The following is an 18,819-nucleotide window of genomic DNA, read 5'->3' as shown; positions in this document are numbered from 1 at the left end:
ATTACATTTATTTACACAATCGCTAACAATCCTTGACTACAATAAACATGTAAATTACATACTTGGTTGGAGGGATTTCGGTTGAATAAAATGTTACGCAAGTCGCTGGTGACGACGCTGGCACTTCTCATGCTGCCATTCGGAGCTATGCAATCCGATGCAGTACTCGCTAAGGGTGCAGCGAAACCAGAGCCTACTTCGAAAAATCTCATCGTCCTTATCGGTGACGGCATGGGTCCTGCTCAAGTATCTGCCGCACGAATCTACTCCAAGAACAAGCTGAAGCGTCCATCCTTATATATGGACAGCCTGTATGTGGGCCAAGCAACAACCTTCGCTGACAAGGGCGAAGACGGAGATACGATCGTATCCGGTGAAGTAACCGACTCTGCATCTGCGGGTACTGCATTTGCAACAGGCAACAAAACATACAACGCTGCAATCAGCGTATCAAATGAAGATATCTCGAAGCCATTCGCTTCTGTAATCGAAGCTTCCAAGGCTGTTGGCAAATCAACTGGTCTTGTAACGACAGCTCGTATTACACATGCGACACCTGCGGTATATGCATCCCATGTTCGCAATCGCGACAATGAAAATGCTATCGCATCCCAATATTTAGAGTCAGGCGCAGTTGACGTTCTGCTCGGAGGCGGCAAGCGTCAATTCGTAAGCAAGCAGGAGAAAGGCAAGCGCGAAGACAAGACAATCATCCCTGATTTCGAGAAAAAAGGCTATAAAGTTGTATACGACAAAAAGGGTCTGCAATCGTTAACATCGAAAAATGGCAAGGTTCTTGGCCTCTTCCACGATTCCCATGTGGACTACGTACTCGATCGCAAGCCTGAGACTCCAAGCCTTGCAGACATGACGTCTGCAGCAATTAAGTCTCTCTCTACGAATCCAAAAGGCTTCACGATGATGATTGAGGGCGGACGTATCGACCATGCAGGCCACGCCAATGACCTGGGCGCTATGATTCAAGAGACGCTTGATTTCGATGCAGCAGTGAAGGTTGCTCTTGATTTCGCGAAGAAAGACGGCAACACTTCCATCGTAATTACAGCCGATCATGAGACAGGCGGCTTCTCTCTGTCCCGTGACAACATCTATGAACTGAATGTAGATACGTGGGACAAGCAAAAAATCTCCTCCGAGCTTCTTGGGCCACAGCTTGCAAAAGCTGCATCCACTGACGAAGTGAAGGCGCTAATCAAGAAGCATACAGGCTTTACAGATATCACCGATGAAGAAGCTCAATACATCATGCAAGGCGACGGTTCCTCCTACAAGCAAGAAGGCGCATTCAATCAGGTGATGGCGAAGCGCTACTTGGTAGGCTGGTCTGGACATGGCCACTCTGCGGTAGATGTAGGCGTATGGGCATACGGTCCTATTACGGAATATGTAAAAGGTCAAATTGATAATACAGCCATTGCGACAAGCATCGCGAAAGTGCAAGGCTTGGATCTGAAGAAAGCAACTGCCGAGCTGCAAAGCAAGCACTTGTATCCGAAATTCAAGGTAAGCCGTGACGGCAAGGTTCTCTTCCCTGCTGTGAAGCTGGCACAAGCATTGCAAATCAAAGTAACTAATGATAGCGCGTCGAAAACGACTACATTTACGAAGGACAAGGCGACGTTGAAGGTTCAAGACGGATCTTCCGTTACATTGAACGGCAAAGCGCTTTCGATTCCAGCAGAATTGGATCGCAATGTCCTCTACGTGGATCTTGACGCATTCAGCAAGCTGACTGGCAAAGCATTGAAATGGGATTCCTTGTCTGAGCGCATCATTTTGAAATAATCAAATCGATTCTAATGTGAACGGGTGGGGTGATTGTGTCATCCTGCCTTTTCCTTACTAAATGAGGTGATTCAATGATACATCTTCATCAGGTTCGCAAGTCCTATCGGAATCAACAGCAGCTTCTTCCCATTCTCGATATTCCACATTGGCATGTTGCACAAGGAGATCGAATTGCGCTGCTTGGTCCTAGCGGCAGCGGCAAGAGCACTTTGTTGTACCTGCTGTGTGGCGTACTCGCTCCAGATGAAGGAACTTGTAAGGTCGGCAATGAACCTCTGCACCAGATGACAGAGCTGGAACGCGACCACTTTCGCTCAAAGAATGTGGGCATTATTTTTCAGGACTTCCATCTCATCTCTTCCCTTTCTGCGAAGCAAAATATTGAGCTGGTCTACGATGGCAGCTTGCATGGACGGGCACGGCATTCGCATATTCAGCAATGGTTCGAGCGTGTCGGCTTGCAGGATCGTATGAATCATCTTCCAGGGCAGCTGTCGAGAGGTCAACAGCAGCGGGTTGCGATCATTCGTGCCCTGATTAATCGTCCTTCCCTTCTCCTTGCGGATGAGCCAACCGGAAGTCTCAATTACGATACGGCACAATATACGATGAATCTCCTTCTCCAACTGGCACAGGAGGAAGGTTCAACCTTGCTGACAGTCACCCATGACCAGCACTTGGCTTCACAGTACCCGAAGCAGCTTCATATCTCCGCCATTAACCGGCTTGCTGTACATCCTTTTTGGGCTTCTTGCTCTAGCCATTAGGTCATCACCACCACCCCCATTAATTGGTTAGTGTTGTTTTGTAGCTACTCGTTACGTGCGATAGAGGCGTTAGCCCACATCATCGCTTGTTCTAGGTTAGTCGTTGCTAACGACTTCTCCCGGCTGTTTGGACAAGTTCGTCAATCACGTTCGTCAATTCTTTTGCCTTCTCTCGGATAGCGTGTACTTTTCCGGTTGCCCTTCCTTTGGTGCGTGGTAATTGAAGTTGTTTTCTATTTTGGCTGACATGAAAAAACCGCCCCATAGGAGCGGCATTGAGTTTATTTGGTCGTATACTCATTCACTTCAAACGTTAAAATCTTATCAAAGATAACATAGTCTTTACGTGCGCTGAATGGCCCTTTATTATTGTTGTGCTTGTTGATTGCATAGGAAGCTGTTCCTGAGCCACCCTGCTTATTTTCGTACCATGTGATGAAGGCATTAACCTCATCCATACTTAAATCAAACTCTTTCTCCAAACCAGTTGTCATAGTAACTACTAATAATGCTCTGTTTCCTTTGGTCTGCTCTGGATCTGTTGGTTTTTCTGGATCAGGTCCTTCATTTAGTTCGTATCCAAACGTAATTTCTTTAATACACACCCAAGAACGTTCACCATCAACAGTAATTTTTATTTTCTCATAATTGCCTGGGGTTACGCTGATAGGTTCAGAGGCTTCGTCACTTACAAATCTTACTTCTTTCTTGCTTATTGCTTCCCATGTTCCATTTTTATAAGCAAATATTTGATATGTTACATTATCCATTGGGCTCGCTTTTCCTGCGATTTGTACAGAACTCAAATGTAGTGTTTGAGGAAACGTGATTTCTAAACTTCCAGAAAAGAAGTCGGATGTGGGGCCCCATTGAGTAGTTAAATCACCATCAATCACACTCATAGCTGTATTATTATCAAAGTTCTTACTATCTACTACCGTCGTACCTTTAGGAGGCAATAAACCTTCCATAGTATCAACTTTACTACTCGCAAATGCCGAGACTGGGAATACTACTAACAAGATCAATACCAATAAAAGCGTTAGATGTTTTTTCACTTCATATCTCTCCTTAATATCAACTGCTACGAGAATACAATGATAAAAGATAAATGTCTAAACATATGTTTACTTATTATTTAAATCATTACAAATACTTCTATAAAAAAATAAAGTCGGCAATTAACCGACTTAAAAAAAATCATTTATAGACTATTATATTTAATGCCACTGCAACTCTCCTGACCGCATTCCAACGTAGTTTCCTATATGTTTTTTCTGAAATTGGCGGGTCAAAAACAAAGGTGTGTACCTGAAAGTCCTTGACGCATGTATCTGTTTTCCTTGACGAGTCTTTCCATAGGGTGAAGCTGACTTACTTCTGCCTTGATCCGCTTACATTTTTTAATCATTTCAGCAGCGTGCGCATTCTTCATTTCATGGCCGTATTCAGACTAAAACCAGCAGTATGAACAGCATGCGGCTTATGGAGGGAGCAGCAACATGAGCGTGTTCCAACTACTGTGGCGCAACATGATGCATCGGAAGACGCTCTCCCTCCTTACCATTGTATCGATTGCGATTACCATCGCGCTTCTGCTCGTACTCCTTCAGGTTCGTTCGGGAATCGAGCACGGGGCTGAGAAGGGCTATGGTCCCTTCGAATTAACACTCGGTTCCAAAGGAGGCTCTACGCAACTTGTGTTGAATACCTACTATCGAGTCGGTTCTCCTGCTGAGAACATCCCTCATCATGTTCTGCATGATGTGCTGAAGGAATCCGGGATCAGGTGCAGAATGTCCCTTCGATAATGGCGACGAAACGTACTGGAACAAAATCATGATGGTATTCGTTCCTTCCGACACCAAGCTTCAATAAACGTCCGGCGCATTGGAGCTGACGGGTACGCTGGATGTTGGCATTAAGATCGATGAGTCCGGTTATAAGACAATGTTCCGGTTATACGATACCTCTTTCAAAGAAATCAAAGAATAATGAAACGTACTTGGACAGCTGCCCCAAAGCAAATGGTAGGTCATTCGACCTTGTCCGATGTAGTCGGCCAGATGGATTTCATGCTAAAATAGTCATGATCTTCCTACTGTTGAGGAGCCATGTGCATGAATGAAATGAACCAGCTGTTCGAACAGCATTTTGACAGCTTAGAAGCAGTTGCGGATTTGGTCAGTGATCTGCTTCATTGCCCTGTCACAATTGAAGATGCCGGACATAAGCTGCTTGCCTACAGCACGCATCACCCCGGCACGGATCCTGCAAGGATAGCAACAATTATCGGACGGCGCGTCCCTGAGCAAGTCATCAGCGCATTATGGAGAGACGGCACGATGCAGCGGCTCATGTCCAGTATGGAACCGATACGTATCCAACATATCGACGAGGTAGGTCTCGGCAATCGATTGGCGGTAGCCATTCGTCATCAACAGGATATTATCGGCTATATATGGGTGCTCGACAGTGAACAATCGCTGCCAGAAACAGCTCTCCAGACATTATCCCAAGCTGCTCAGGCTGCCAAGGCCAAGTTAATGCAGCATCAGCTGCACAGCAGACGCCAGGATCAGCATAAGCATGATTTCTTCTGGCAGCTCTTAACCGGACACCACACCTCAGAGCAAGCCATTCGGGAGCATGCGGCACGACTCGGCATTTCGTTCCCTCCTGAATATTTCATATGGATAATACAGTTCAGTACACCTATCCAAGAGAAGTTATATCGTCACATTCATTACACGCTCAAAACAACTCAGCATATGCGCATGCTGCTTCATGTCATTGATCATGATCGGCTTATTATGATGTCTGCGCCCGTGCTGTCATCACATGTAAATAGCTCTGCCAATCTGTACAAGGAACCATGTCAACAGCTTATACTGCATATGAAGCAGCGATTCGGCGCCTCACCAGTTCGCAGCGGAGCAAGCACCCTATCCTCCTCGTTCCTGCTCGTATCACGGTGTTATGAAGAAGCCATGACAACGCTCAATCTAAAAAAAGCATTCCCCGATGAATTAGATTCTGTACATAGCTATGGCGAGCTCGGTTATTACCGTCATTTGCCCTTATTGTTCGAACACCATACTGCACATTCTGCCGCACGAGGATCACAGCAGACTTTTCAACATATAGGCTTAGAGAAGCTGCGCATGTATGATGCTGAGCATGCAAGCGGACTCGTACATACCATTGAACAATTTCTTCGTTATGACTGCAATGTGAAGAAGACAGCGGAAGCCTTACATATTCATACGAATACCCTCATGTATCGATTAAAGCGCATTGCAGAAGTCGGCGGTGTCGATGTCGACAGCATGGATGAGAAGATGTCGCTATTTTTGGAATTAAAATTGCATCGATTGGCAACGATAAACAAGGACAACGAATCTACGTAACACGTCATCCGTTGCCAACCTTCCCTGCGATCGATTACCCGATACGCAATTGTCCCTGGCTTTGTGGGAATTACACAAGGACAGGGTATTTTTTTTGGAGCTGACGACAAAGCGCTGGCGGGATCTACGAATTATACTTTAATTGGATAACCAAACAGGTTCAGGATATTTGAGGAGGATAAGCAATGATTATCGGAGTTCCCATGGAGATCAAAAATAATGAAAATCGCGTTGCGCTCACCCCTGCTGGTGTTGCAGCTTTCCATAAAGCCGGCCACCGTGTCATCATTGAACATGACGCTGGAATTGGAAGCGGTTTCGACAATGCCTCATATGAACAAGCAGGTGCCACTATCATTCCTAGCGCTGCTGAGGTATGGGCACAGGCCGATATGATTATGAAGGTGAAGGAGCCCTTATCATCCGAGTACGGTTACTTCCGCCCGGGGCTTATCTTATTCACGTATTTGCATCTAGCAGCTGAGCCTGAACTGGCTCGCGCATTAATCGAACATAAAGTTACTGCAATCGCCTATGAGACGGTTGAAGTCAATCGCACGCTGCCTCTGCTCACACCAATGAGTGAAGTGGCAGGACGCATGTCAGCCCAAATTGGGGCACAATTCCTCGAGAAGCCGCATGGCGGCATCGGAATCCTGCTTGGCGGAGTACCTGGCGTACGACGCGGCAAGGTTACGGTTATTGGCGGCGGTGTTGTCGGAACGAACGCTGCCAAGATCGCAGTAGGTCTTGGAGCAGATGTTACTATTATCGATATGAACGCAGATCGCCTGCGCCAGCTGGATGATCTATTCGGCTCGAGTGTGAATACCTTAATGTCGAACCCACTCAATATTGCTGAAGCGGTAGCCGAATCCGACTTGGTCATCGGTGCAGTTCTTATACCGGGCGCTAAAGCGCCGAAGCTCGTAACAGAAGCGATGATTCGTTCTATGCAGCCTGGTTCTGTTGTCATCGATGTCGCCATCGATCAGGGCGGTATTTTCGAAACGGTTGATCGCATTACCACTCACGACGATCCGATATACGTCAAGCACGGTGTCGTTCATTATGCTGTAGCGAATATGCCAGGTGCTGTTCCGCGCACATCAACGATGGCGCTCACGAATGTTACCGTTCCTTACGCATTAAGCATCGCGAACCTCGGACTTGGCAGAGCATTGCAGAACAGCCAGCCGCTCATGCGCGGCGTCAATACTGCAGGCGGTGCGATCACATACGAAGCTGTAGCCCGCGACCTCGCACTTCCGTACGTGCCTGTCGAAGAGGCGCTCCATAATGCAAGTGTGATTTAATAACAGGATTGTACGGCAACAAACGGGTTTCCTCTCCCCCTCAGGAGATATCATATTCCATGTTCTATATGTGGGACGCTCAGCAATTGGGCGTCTATTTTTTTGGAAATGAACAGCCTATAAAAGTAAGCTTAGAAAACACAAGAGGTCAACAACCAATGCTTAATTGGCATGTTGACCTCTTTCATTACGTATTTCATTCATTATGCATTACGCTAAACCGAATCCATGCACCAGCCCAAAGCCTAGCAGGGACAGCAGAATGGAACCAATGAATCCCGCCGCGAACGCCTTCATCCCAAGTCTGCGGAATGAGACAAGATCGACATTCAAGCCGAGCCCCGCCATCGCCATGGCAATCAGCATGTAGGCCGCAATGACGATATATCCTGCAATCTGTTCTGGAACGATCCCTAGTGAATTAAACCCGCTGACGAGAAGGAATCCAAGGATGAACCATGGAATCGGTACTTTGGCTTTCTCCGTCCGAGCACCTGCTCCTGCTTCCTTGCGGCTCTCACGTGACGACCAGATACCGATCAGAATAGCGACAGGAACTAGCAAGGCTACACGCGTCAGCTTAACAATGACCGCCATATCGACCGCTGCGCTGCCCCCTGGATCTGCTGCTGCAATGACATGGGCAATTTCATGCAGTGTCGCACCGGCAAAGATCCCATATCCGTTATCCGACAAGCCAAGTACCGGGAACAAGAACGTATATGCTAATGTAAAAATAGTGCCCAATATCGCAACCATCGCTGCACCGATTGCCGTTTCTTCGTCCTTGGCTTTAATTTGCGGCGCTATCGCTACCACGGCCGCCGCACCACAAATCGCGGTTCCGCACGCCGTCAATATACCGAGCCTTTTATCAACCTTGAACAATCTCGTAAGTCCATATACGACCGACAAGGTAAATACAATGACGATAACCGCCATCATGAATACTTTAGGGCCTGCACGTACTATATCCATAAGGTCTAAGCGCATCCCGAGCAAGATAATGCCGAGGCGGAGCAGCTTTTTACTCGAAAAATTTGTTCCTGCAACAATTTCCTGCGGCACCCCGATGGTAGCACGCCACGCGATACCGATCAGAATGGCGATCACAAGCTGTCCCATGATACTAAGGAAAGGCAATCCCGCAAGCAGCTTCGCTGCAACCGCAATGATGAGCGTCAGCGCGATGCCGAGCGCAAATCCCCTATATTGTTTATTTCGCTTCGGCTTGGTGGCCAGAAGTACTTCCCCGTTATTCATATCCATCCCCCGTCTCTAAGCAGGCGTAACCCGATGCTTACGATGAATACTATATATGGCTTCGCTCGTGAGGGGAAATACGGATATGCAATCCCTAGCATAAGGAAAACTTATTGTCGGTATATTTATCTATAACATGAGGAGCAATTTGGTGCCTCTATGTGCCGCCCGACATTGACCATTCGCCAGGCATACTTAAGTTACATACAAAAATACCCCCAAGGCATTCTTTATACCGTCCGATATAAGAACTTGTCCTTAGAGGTGATTGAATGGTCTCATATTAAGGGTAGTCTAGACTACTGTGTTCGAATGAAGGTTCAAATATATATTCTGACTGTAGAAAATTATGGTATGATACATGAGTACAACTGATTCGGCATGAAGGGCGGTCGGCTAGTCTCCCTGACGGGAGGTGATGCCCATGACAGTATTCGAAGCACTAACGCTAATGATTAGCTTTGGTACGCTTATCGTGATGCTGTTATCGTTTAATAAACGGAAATAGACCGCCCCATAGCAAGGTATCGGTCTATTTCATGTCCGTCTTTGCAGCCGACCGTTCTTACATGCGGCCGTTGTGCAGGGATCGTGTTGGTAGCACGATCCCTTTATTCATTGTATCGCTGTTATCACATATTATACCTGATTGCTGCAGCTTAGCAACTTGAAATATAACACCTATCATTTAAGAACTGCTTCTGCCCAACCTTATGCTGTCAGGCTATGATCAGGTAAACGTATAACTTCGACATCAAGAGTGGAGGATCATGAACTGGAAATGAGCAAAGCAATCTTACATTTAGAAGGGTTGTCCGTATTTTTAGGATGCATCTATTTTTACGATTACTATCATTTTAGCTGGCTGTTGTTTTTTGTTTTGCTATTTGTTCCTGATGTATCCATGATCGGATATATACTAAGTAATAAAGCAGGGGCAATTATTTATAATGTATTTCATACCTACTGTGTGACGCTCGGAACCATGATGTGTGGAATCCTCTTATCCAATCAGACTGTCTTAGCAGTGGGGATCATATGGACGGCCCATATTGGAATGGATCGCATGTTTGGATTTGGGTTAAAGTACACGACAACATGTAAAGATACTCATTTTAACCGACTATAGTAAGTAAAGAATCAACGGAGGATCGTTAGCCAAATGATCGTAGATACAATGAAGGTATATGTAGCGGTCGTGGAGCAGCGTAATTTCTCGCGGGCCGCTGAACTGCTCCATCTCTCACAGCCTGGCGTCAGCCAGCATATCCGCAACTTGGAGCAGGAATTCGGTGTGCAGCTCATCCATCGCTCGCCTAAGCATGTGAAGTTGACCGAAGCTGGAGAGATATTATATAAGCATGCGAAGGAGATGATCGCCCGCTATGAGGCGGCACGCGAAGATATCGGGCTGCTGCGGGATGAGGTGACCGGATCGCTGCGCATCGGAGCCAGTTTCACAATCGGAGAATATATATTGCCACGCATCGTTGCTTCATTCGCACGCCAATACCCGAGCGTAGATGTTCAAGTAACCGTAGCCAATACGGAGCAAATTGCACAGTCCGTACGCGCGAATGAACTGGACATCGGACTCGTAGAAGGCAAAATCGAATATACAGATCTTCAGCTTGGCACTCCGTTCATGGAGGATGAGATGGTGCTCGTTGTACCGCCAAACCATTCGTTTGCTTCCATGCCCACCATCGAGCCCCGCATGCTGCATGACGAGGTATGGGTGCTGCGTGAGCAAGGCTCGGGTACAAGGGCGTACAGTGATCAATTCATGAGCGATCTGAAGCTGCACATCAAGCGTTCCTATGTCTTCAACAGCAGTCAAAGTGTCAAGGAAGCTGTCATGGCCGGACTCGGGATTGCAATGCTCTCTTATTGGGTCATTCGCAAAGAGCAAGAGCATGGTGATCTGCGCTTGGTGCACGTGAAGGGCAAGAGCGTCAAGCGAGCGTTCCACATTCTTCAGGACAATAACGCTTCTGCCACGATGGCCATGACGATGTTCATCGACCAGGTAAGGCATTTCCAAATGCGGTAATCCAATCTCACCTGGCCGCCAATGCAGCTAAGCATGCTGGAAGCTCCATGATGCTGTGGATGACGAAATCAGGTCTAATCTGCTCTGGCAGAACTATGCACTCGTCATCCCCGAAAAGCTCCCTGTGCAAGCTCCGACATTCCCGCTGAAGCTGCTGGCTGCATAGCGGCAAGAAGATCTGTTCATGCACGCGCTGTTCAGGAGCGAGCTGATGCAGTTCCTGTGGAAGCTTACGGTTCACCAGGATAGAAGCTGCTCCAGATTGATTCGCCATGTACACATCATGATCCAGCCGATCCCCAACATGTGCGGCGATTGTACCATGCTGACGGACAAAGCGAAGCATATGCGCATCAGGTTTGCCGCCGCCTGCAATCTCCGGTGTAACGATAAGCTCGAAATATGCGGCAATGCCAAGCGCTTCGAGCACAGGATATTGATATTTATAGTATCCGTTCGTCGCAACCGCCAATCGATAGCCATCCTGCTTCAACTGCTCCAGAACGGTCTTCACCCCTTCTTCGAGCAAATAGATCTTCGTTGGCGGCTCTGCATGCTTGCGCACGAGTTGTTCTACTTGAATATCTATACTTGGAGCCACACCGAGTTCAGCAAGGACTACTCCCACCATATCGTCCCAATCGTAGGCTGCAACTGTCTCACCAGCTTCCATTCGCTTCCGATGTTCCGCATGAAGAAGCTTCCCCATATCGAAACTCGTGTCATCGTACGCTTCGATATCTGTACGCAATTGCAATTGCTCCCGCACAACACTTGTAATCTCCGGAAAGATCCATGCAGCAAATGGATTCTGCATCAATGTCCCATCCAAATCAAAGGTAACCCAGCTGCTCATCCGCCCGCTCCTTCCTTCCCTATCCCTTGCCCAACAAGCATAACAAGCCCCACATGCCCCACATGCCAACACTTCGTTCACTCTACTGCTAGGTGCTAACACTAAGTTTACTCTACTGCTAGAACGCTAACACCAAGATACTCAACTGCTAGTATATTAACATTAAGTTATTCTGCTGCTAGTATGCTAACACAAAGCACACTAAGTTTACTCTACTGTGCTAGTATGCTAGCTGCTTTACAGCCCTCATCAGCCTTGCACAAAGTAATTACGAAAATAAAGATAAAAATTCCTATGATAAGCAGGCAGCTGCCAAACCATTACCCGAACCAAACCTTACTCAGCCGCTCAACACCTTCTCTTATCTGGTGCAGACTGAGTCCACCGAAGCCAATGAGCAAGGATGGCATCTCGTCTGCTTCTTGCTGAATTCGATAAGTCGAGGTCGGATACACCTTGACCCCAACAGTTCTTGCCGCTTCGATTAATTGCTGCTCATGATGTTCGTGCTTCACTTGAAGCACGATGTGAAGTCCAGATTGCTGACCAATGACGCGGACTCGATCGCCCATTTCTTTTTTTAGAGCTGTCAGTAATGTGCTGTGCTTCTCTTGATACAGCTTGCGCATTTTCCGCAGATGCTTGTCCCAATGCCCTTCTGTCATGAATCGCTCCATTGTCATCTGATGCAGCTTCGAAGCCGTCTGCTCATAAGCAGAGAATTCAAGCTTATACCGCGTTAGCAGCCATGGAGGAAGCACCATATAGCTTAGGCGTATGGAAGGAAGCAGAGACTTGGAGAACGTTCCAACGTAGATGACCCGACCATGCCCATCCAGCCCTTGCAGTGAAGGGACAGGCTTCGCGCCGTACTTGAACTCCCCATCATAATCATCTTCGATAATAATGCTTCTCCGCTCATTCGCCCATTGCAGCAGCTGCATCCGCTTTGCAATAGACATCACCATGCCCTGTGGAAACTGATGCGACGGCGTTACATATACCGCACCAGCATTCCGTTCTCTTAGCTGCTGTACAGATATGCCTTCAGCCTCCAGCGCAATCGGCTCTATCTCGAAGCCATGATGATAGAATATGGCCCGCGCCCCGTCATATCCCGGCTCCTCCATCGCAATCGAACGCGTATCTTGGCGAATCAGCTGACAGATAAGCATGAGCAGCTGCTGGATGCCAGCCCCCATTACAATCTGCTCCGGCGTGCAGCGCACTCCCCTTGATTGGTACAAATACTGAGCAATCGCCCTGCGCAATCCTGCTTCCCCCTGACGGTGTCCATACTGCAGTGCCTCATCCCGCCTATGTCGAAATAAATCATTCGCTAACTTCCGCCATACGATTAACGGGAACTTATCCCTGTCTACGTTGCCATGGCGAAAATCAATTTCAATACCCGCATCACTATCGGTTCCATCTCTATCATCCAGCGAAACAGAAGTTGTTAATGGCTGCCCTGGCTCTCGTTCAAGCTCTCCAACGAGCCCTCCTGCTAGCTCCCGTTCAGCTCCTCTATCCCTGCTCTCTGCATACTTCACATCTCCATCAATCGGCATGACAAACAAGCCAATACGGGAGCGATTCTCCACATACCCTTCTGCGATCAACTGCTGATAGGCTGCCTCAACCGTATTGCGGCTTACCTGCAAATGAACAGCCAGTGTTCGAATCGAAGGCAGCCGGGTGCCTGCTTGTAACGTTCCATTCACAATCTGCTTCGCAATATAACTGTACAGCTGTGCATACTTCGGTTCCGCAGCTTGATCATCGATATGTGGTGTCAGTTCAAGCATCTTCCCTCACCTCTGTCCCCATTCAAATCTATAAATCTGCCACTTATCAAGAGGACAGATAGTCAGTACAATAATACCATTATTTCGCAATGACAGGAAGGAAGATCAGATGGCTAGCGTATGGTTCAGCTATGTATTACTCGGGCTGTCTCTCTCAGCCCCCGTCGGCCCAATCAGCATTGCACAGATTAAGGCCGGGTTAAAAAATGGATTCTGGAACGCTTGGTTCTTAGGTCTTGGCGCAATGAGCACAGATGTCATCTTCATGCTGCTTATCTATTATGGAGCCACCTCGATCCTAACAACGCCGCTCGCCAAACTGATTCTATGGATTGCCGGGTTCATATTGCTGCTGTATCTTGGATATGAGAGTATTCGCGAGGCTAGATCTACCGTACAGATCACAGATTCTGATGCCAAGAAGGAGCATGTCGGTTCTTCTTTTTTATCGGGCTTCTTGCTGGCGTTATCCAACCCGCTTAACATCGTATTCTGGATTGGCATATACGGCTCGGTAATGGCATCAACCATAGATGTAATAGGCAAGCAGGATACCTTGCTGTACAGCAGTGCGATCATTATCGGTATTCTCATATGGGATCTGTTCGTCGCAATCGTAACTCATGTCAGCCGCAAAGCCGTCACGCCGCGACTTATGCAATACGTATCGATTGCCGCAGGGATTGTGTTTATTGGCTTCGGCATCTATTTCGGCTATTCCGCCGTCCAACAAGCCCTCTCATTCTTTTAAATGCTATCACTTCCGCTGGATCGACTAGCGATTATCTTATACATACAAAGGAGACAGTCACACATGCACTTCATTTTCGATATCGATGGTACAATTTCATTCAAAGGACAGCCAGTCTCTGCACCAATTATGGACTGCTTGGCACGCATTCAAGAAGCTGGACATGTCGTCGGCTTCGCGTCTGCCCGCCCGTGTCGGGATATGCTGCCCGTGCTCGATGAACGCTTTCACCAAAACCTGCTCATCGGTGCCAACGGAGCCATGACCTATTTCAAAGGAGAGCGTCTGGCAAGCAGCCCGCTTCCCCAATTAGCTTCAGATACAATCATGGGCTTGCTGGAGCAATATGAGGCTTCATATCTCGTAGACGATGAGTGGAACTATACACATAACTTGGAGGATTCACATCCCTTCCTGTTCAATGTCGATCCCCTGCGATTGGCAGCTCATGTACCGATGAATGAAATTCACAGCACCATTAAAATTCTTGTTCTTGGCAGCACTCGCTTAGAGGAACTCACTGAGAAGCTCAAGTCATTGAATACAACGCTTCACTATCACTCTGCGGAAGGCATTCTGGACATGACTAACGTTGGGGTTAACAAAATGGCTGCCCTGCGCTCATTCGGGATTAACCCTGGTCAATTCGTCTGCTTCGGCAACGATATGAACGATATTCCGATGTTCGAGCAAGCTGGATACGCTGTAGCCATTGGCAGCTTCGATAAGCTGCTTCCACACGCATCGTGCAGCATTCCAGTTGGCGACGATACCGAAGATCGCATTATCGCTAAGCTCGAAGAGCTGGCGTTCGGGAATGGGATTCCTCTACGCGTACAGCAAGGTATAGCTTGTGATTGATAAGTCGCGCTACGATTTCCCGTTATTTGAATAAAACTAAGAAGCAAAAGGCCGAGTCCAAGGAGAATTGGTTTTCTCCTTAACTCGACCTTTTTCATCATAACCAGAGATATCTCACTATCCGTATAATAATCTCCTATAATGCACAATCCCATTTCTAATCCGTAGCTAAATGTAACGTGCATTCCATTCTATTTCAACAGATAGGATACATATTCCTTGACACCATTCTGAATCGCAGCTTCTTCTGCGCCCATCGCGCCATGGAACACAAATGCCGGCAAGTATGTCATGCCTAGTAAATTGCTCGTTGCTTGGAACGGCTTCAGCAGCTCACTCATGGAGTAATGATTGAAGCCGCCTGCTTGATACTTCTCTTGCGGACTTCCCGTCGATACAGCCAGCATCAGCTCTTTGCCACGCAAGCGACCGCCACCGGGGCCATATGCCCAGCCATATGTAAGCACACTGTCCAGCCATTGCTTCATCAATGGCGGCGAGCTGTACCAATAGAATGGGAACTGCCATACGATACGATCGTGGCTTTCACACAATGCTTGCTCCTTCTCGACGTCGATTTGTCCATTTGGATACGACTTATATAGCTCGTGTACGGTGATGTTATCATGCTTGCGAAGCTCTTCGGCCCAAGCACGGTTCACGTTGGATGCATCCAAGTTGGGATGTGCAACAATGACAAGTACCTTCATGACATTCCTCTCCTTCTGACTCTATTATCACACTTATTTTATCATACATACGTCATTCATTACATAATCAGCGAGTGCCTGACATCCTTGTATTCCTCCTTGTTCTTCAGTTCGATTGAATTCGGAAAGATATCGGATGCCCATTCTCCGCTCCGAAATTGTAAGCGAGTACCCTCGCCCAACATTTCAATATGCATTTCTTCATAGCGACTGGCACATTGGCGATATCAAACGAATTGCACTATACTAAATGAAGTGTACACACGAAGGGGGATACATATGTCAACTCCAGAGCAATCGACAACTATACCTTATCAAGAGAGAACATTACAATCTACTGCCTCCCCAAATACTATACTAGATCACCTAGAACACGAATCTACTATAGGGACAACTCCAACCACTGCTTGTCCCATCGAGCATACGATGGATATCATCGGAGGCAAGTGGACTTTTCTTATACTACGTGAATTATTCTACGGTACGAAGCGGTTCGGAGAGTTGGAGCGCTCGCTTCTCGGCATTAGTCCGCGCACACTGTCACTCCGATTGAAGGAACTGGAACAGCGGCATATTATACAACGAACGGTATACTCCGAGATCCCACCGCATGTTGAATACTCGTTAACCGAGATGGGGCTAACGCTCCGTCCTATTTTCGATGCGATGAAGGACTGGGGAACCACATGGAATGTGATGGGAGATACTCACGAGTGAATGCTACCAATATCGCACATGCCCAGAGAGCCTGCCTGTGTGGCCCTGGGGCATGTATCTCGGATCTATGCCACGGTTAACTAACGCACCTCACACCCACAACCTTCCATGTGCATGTGGAATGCGAAGGTGTGATCTTGTCCATGCGTTCGAGTATAATAGAGAGGCAGACATATGATCTGTACAGATGAACATCATCACCATCATGCACATAGGAGGCGATAGCATGTTAGTCGTTACGAACACAATCCGAATTCAAGAGGGATTCGGCAAGCAAGTGGCAGAGCGATTCGCGCAAGCCAAGGGCGTTCAGCAAATGAGCGGATTCATTCGCATGGAGGTATGGCTTGGAGCAGGTCAAGAAGGCGAAGAGGAATTGAAGGTATGTACAGTGTGGGAGAACGAAGAGTCGTTCCGCAACTGGACATCTAGCGAGACCTTCCGCGAATCTCACCGGGGTGCGAGCGACAGCAAGCAGTACATGCTCGGCGCTTCCTTGAACAAATATGAGCTTGTTGTTAGTCATAACGGACAAGCATAAACATCTGAAGGAGATTATCGAATATGAAATTACAAGACCTTACGAACAAAACCGCACTGATTACGGGAGCAGGCAAAGGAATTGGCAAAGCATTAGCTGAGTCGCTGGCACAAGAAGGTGTGCACCTTGGTCTCATCGCACGAACGAGCGCTGACCTTGAAGCACTTCAAGCTGAGCTGACTGCAAAATATGATATTCGCGTCGCAATCGCTACAGCTGACGTTGCGGTGCAAGATGATGTAAACCGCGCTGTTGCCTCCCTTACGGAGCAGCTGGGTGCTATTCACATCGTTGTCAATAATGCAGGCATTGCGAAATTCGGCAAACTTGTCGACATGGATCCACAAGAGTGGGAACGCATCATTCAAGTTAATCTGATGGGAACTTACTATGTAACTCGTGCTGTGCTGCCTGCGATGATCGAGCAGAATGAAGGCAGCATTATTAACATCTCTTCGACAGCTGGCGAACGCGGCTTCGCTACTGGATCTGCTTACAACGCTTCTAAGTTCGCAGTGATGGGCTTAACCGAAGCGCTCATGCAGGAGGTGCGCAAGCACAATATCCGCGTGACTGCATTGACGCCAAGTACAGTGAATACAGATCTCGCAGTAAATGCAGGTCTCAACATTGGCGACGAAGATCGCATGATGCAGCCAGAGGACGTAGCGGAACTGGCCCTTGCGGCTCTTAAGCTTCCACAACGTGTATTCGTGAAGACTGCTGGCATTTGGACAACAAATCCACAGTAATTCGAATTATCAATTATCTATTTCATTGCAGCACTTGCAGGCTGGTCGTGGAGTATACTCCTATGACCAGCCTTTGTTATGCATGAAGCCAGCATATCTGTGCAGCTTCCACTCGCCATTTAGTCCCGTCCAGCCTCAACAAGCTTCTCCGCTACAAGAAGCGGATGAATATGAAATGGAGTCATATGATCACCATGCGCTGTAATAAGCCGGAACATCCCAAGTCGGCTTGACATATGAGGGTGCCAGCCATACTGTTCTCCTTGCGGAAGTGCGGTATCATCCGTTAAATACAAGTAGCTTTTGGGCATAGATAAACGATAAAATTCCGTCAGATCCAGCTTCTCGAATAATGGCCCAGCAGGCTCTGGTGTAACGGTACAATAAATTTGAAACGCTAATTCAATACTTGCATTGTTCATAAAGGTCTCTCTCCATACGGCGAAGGGCAGCATGATCGTATTATCAGATGACTGCTGCGCCAACTTGATCCACTCCTGCTTGCCTTGGGGAGGAATCTCATCCGCCGTGCTGTATCCATTGCGTACCACGAATGCATCCATATATACAAGGCGCCGAACACGGTCAGGCACAAGCTCCACTACCTTGCTAATCACCGTTCCACCGAAGCTGTGACCAACAAGAACAATATTCGTAAGCTGATGATGAATAATACACTGAATGACTGTGTCCACATACATGGCGTGGGTTACATTCTTGTTCCGATCCATTCCATGCCCTGGCAAATTCGGCGTATAGACGGTATGCCCCATGCCATGAAGAACTTCAGCCGTCTTCCACCAATAACTCGAGTCCCCCCACGAGCCGTGAACGAGCACAAATGTTATGGATGGACTACACCAATTCATATCTCTTGCACCATCGTATGCATACTGTGTCTGTATATTGGCATAAGATGACTGGCTCCCTGCCGCAACTCCCCCGTTCATTCCCTGATTCATAGCCGTTCCCCTCTCCCCTCGTTGATCAAACATCGATTCCTTTCCTGCAAAAGAACCCTATTTCTATATGTATGAGCAACAGAAGGTAATAAGCATGTAAGGCTACAATTGAAGTTTAGCCCTTGTGAAGGCACCCAGTATGACCCCCGGTGAACGCATTAGTGATAGGTAGGCTTCATAAAACAAACACAAAAGAAGGATAAACAAATAAAGACCGCGTTCAACAACGGTGAACGCGGCCTT

Annotated in this window: 19 protein-coding genes; 13 read left to right on the top strand and 6 right to left on the bottom strand. The window is 47.5% G+C overall.

Annotation, left to right across the window (positions count from 1 at the left end; translation table 11 throughout):
* Positions 1 to 90: 90 nt before the first annotated feature.
* Positions 91 to 1,806 (top strand): alkaline phosphatase, encoded by a 1,716-nt coding sequence (locus BLS15_RS16200; RefSeq protein WP_254777360.1) that lies wholly within the window; start codon positions 91 to 93, stop codon positions 1,804 to 1,806.
* Positions 1,807 to 1,880: 74 nt separating this feature from the next.
* A complete protein-coding gene (locus BLS15_RS16195) occupies positions 1,881 to 2,576 on the top strand; it encodes an ABC transporter ATP-binding protein (protein WP_090512524.1) in 696 nt (231 codons plus the stop codon).
* Positions 2,577 to 2,857: 281 nt separating this feature from the next.
* Here the strand turns inward: BLS15_RS16195 and BLS15_RS29530 are convergent, their stop codons facing one another.
* A complete protein-coding gene (locus BLS15_RS29530; protein ID WP_021255761.1) occupies positions 2,858 to 3,634 on the bottom strand; it encodes a hypothetical protein in 777 nt (258 codons plus the stop codon).
* 444 nt (positions 3,635 to 4,078) lie between these two features.
* Here BLS15_RS29530 and BLS15_RS16180 point away from each other — a divergent pair, with 444 nt between their 5' ends.
* The 3 genes from BLS15_RS16180 (at position 4,079) to ald (ending at position 7,302) form a co-directional block, all read left to right on the top strand.
* Positions 4,079 to 4,387 (top strand): hypothetical protein, encoded by a 309-nt coding sequence (locus tag BLS15_RS16180; RefSeq protein WP_021255760.1) that lies wholly within the window; start codon positions 4,079 to 4,081, stop codon positions 4,385 to 4,387.
* Positions 4,388 to 4,696: 309 nt separating this feature from the next.
* Entirely contained in the window at positions 4,697 to 5,986 is a 1,290-nt protein-coding gene (locus BLS15_RS16170; protein WP_028532654.1) for a PucR family transcriptional regulator, read from the top strand.
* A 185-nt stretch (positions 5,987 to 6,171) separates the two neighbouring features.
* Positions 6,172 to 7,302, top strand: coding sequence for an alanine dehydrogenase (gene ald, locus BLS15_RS16165; protein ID WP_021255757.1), 1,131 nt, complete (start codon positions 6,172 to 6,174; stop codon positions 7,300 to 7,302).
* A 210-nt stretch (positions 7,303 to 7,512) separates the two neighbouring features.
* Here the strand turns inward: ald and BLS15_RS16160 are convergent, their stop codons facing one another.
* Positions 7,513 to 8,565 (bottom strand): YeiH family protein, encoded by a 1,053-nt coding sequence (locus BLS15_RS16160; protein WP_051249986.1) that lies wholly within the window; start codon positions 8,563 to 8,565, stop codon positions 7,513 to 7,515.
* A 418-nt stretch (positions 8,566 to 8,983) separates the two neighbouring features.
* Here BLS15_RS16160 and BLS15_RS30010 point away from each other — a divergent pair, with 418 nt between their 5' ends.
* The 3 genes from BLS15_RS30010 (at position 8,984) to BLS15_RS16150 (ending at position 10,618) form a co-directional block, all read left to right on the top strand.
* Positions 8,984 to 9,073 carry a putative holin-like toxin gene (locus BLS15_RS30010; protein ID WP_221888502.1) on the top strand — a complete coding sequence of 30 codons (90 nt, stop codon included), beginning with the start codon at positions 8,984 to 8,986 and terminating at the stop codon, positions 9,071 to 9,073.
* 273 nt (positions 9,074 to 9,346) lie between these two features.
* Complete coding sequence (locus BLS15_RS16155) at positions 9,347 to 9,694, top strand: DUF4260 domain-containing protein (RefSeq protein ID WP_090512520.1); 348 nt, start codon at positions 9,347 to 9,349, stop codon at positions 9,692 to 9,694.
* A gap of 33 nt (positions 9,695 to 9,727) precedes the next feature.
* The gene (locus BLS15_RS16150; RefSeq protein ID WP_021255754.1) at positions 9,728 to 10,618 is read left to right on the top strand and encodes a LysR family transcriptional regulator; all 891 of its coding nucleotides are present in this window, start codon (positions 9,728 to 9,730) and stop codon (positions 10,616 to 10,618) included.
* A gap of 7 nt (positions 10,619 to 10,625) precedes the next feature.
* On the opposite strand, the gene BLS15_RS16145 is transcribed toward BLS15_RS16150, so the two are convergent.
* Both BLS15_RS16145 and BLS15_RS16140 read right to left on the bottom strand, forming a co-directional pair.
* Positions 10,626 to 11,474, bottom strand: coding sequence for an HAD family hydrolase (locus BLS15_RS16145; protein WP_090512516.1), 849 nt, complete (start codon positions 11,472 to 11,474; stop codon positions 10,626 to 10,628).
* A 320-nt stretch (positions 11,475 to 11,794) separates the two neighbouring features.
* Entirely contained in the window at positions 11,795 to 13,282 is a 1,488-nt protein-coding gene (locus tag BLS15_RS16140; RefSeq protein WP_090512512.1) for a MocR-like pyridoxine biosynthesis transcription factor PdxR, read from the bottom strand.
* 109 nt (positions 13,283 to 13,391) lie between these two features.
* Between BLS15_RS16140 and BLS15_RS16135 the strand changes: the two genes are divergently transcribed.
* Both BLS15_RS16135 and BLS15_RS16130 read left to right on the top strand, forming a co-directional pair.
* Complete coding sequence (locus BLS15_RS16135; protein ID WP_090512509.1) at positions 13,392 to 14,033, top strand: LysE family transporter; 642 nt, start codon at positions 13,392 to 13,394, stop codon at positions 14,031 to 14,033.
* A 63-nt stretch (positions 14,034 to 14,096) separates the two neighbouring features.
* Positions 14,097 to 14,894, top strand: coding sequence for an HAD-IIB family hydrolase (locus tag BLS15_RS16130; protein ID WP_090512505.1), 798 nt, complete (start codon positions 14,097 to 14,099; stop codon positions 14,892 to 14,894).
* A 191-nt stretch (positions 14,895 to 15,085) separates the two neighbouring features.
* Here the strand turns inward: BLS15_RS16130 and BLS15_RS16125 are convergent, their stop codons facing one another.
* A complete protein-coding gene (locus tag BLS15_RS16125) occupies positions 15,086 to 15,604 on the bottom strand; it encodes an NAD(P)H-dependent oxidoreductase (RefSeq protein WP_021255749.1) in 519 nt (172 codons plus the stop codon).
* Positions 15,605 to 16,030: 426 nt separating this feature from the next.
* Here BLS15_RS16125 and BLS15_RS16120 point away from each other — a divergent pair, with 426 nt between their 5' ends.
* From BLS15_RS16120 to BLS15_RS16110, 3 genes are all read left to right on the top strand, one after another.
* Positions 16,031 to 16,321: a winged helix-turn-helix transcriptional regulator gene (locus BLS15_RS16120; RefSeq protein ID WP_090512726.1), complete on the top strand. Its 291-nt coding sequence runs from the start codon at positions 16,031 to 16,033 to the stop codon at positions 16,319 to 16,321.
* 226 nt (positions 16,322 to 16,547) lie between these two features.
* Entirely contained in the window at positions 16,548 to 16,862 is a 315-nt protein-coding gene (locus tag BLS15_RS16115; protein WP_090512501.1) for an antibiotic biosynthesis monooxygenase, read from the top strand.
* 23 nt (positions 16,863 to 16,885) lie between these two features.
* The gene (locus BLS15_RS16110) at positions 16,886 to 17,614 is read left to right on the top strand and encodes a 3-ketoacyl-ACP reductase (protein ID WP_065293277.1); all 729 of its coding nucleotides are present in this window, start codon (positions 16,886 to 16,888) and stop codon (positions 17,612 to 17,614) included.
* A 119-nt stretch (positions 17,615 to 17,733) separates the two neighbouring features.
* Here BLS15_RS16110 and BLS15_RS16105 read toward each other — a convergent pair whose 3' ends face one another.
* Positions 17,734 to 18,483 carry an alpha/beta hydrolase gene (locus BLS15_RS16105; protein WP_090512720.1) on the bottom strand — a complete coding sequence of 250 codons (750 nt, stop codon included), beginning with the start codon at positions 18,481 to 18,483 and terminating at the stop codon, positions 17,734 to 17,736.
* Between the last annotated feature and the right edge of the window lie 336 nt (positions 18,484 to 18,819).

Origin of the sequence: Paenibacillus sp. cl6col (assembly GCF_900102125.1) — a bacterium.
GTDB lineage: Bacteria > Bacillota > Bacilli > Paenibacillales > Paenibacillaceae > Paenibacillus_B > Paenibacillus_B suaedae.
The sequence above is the reverse complement of the archived record's forward strand: the minus strand, read 5'-3'. Positions and strand labels throughout refer to the sequence as shown.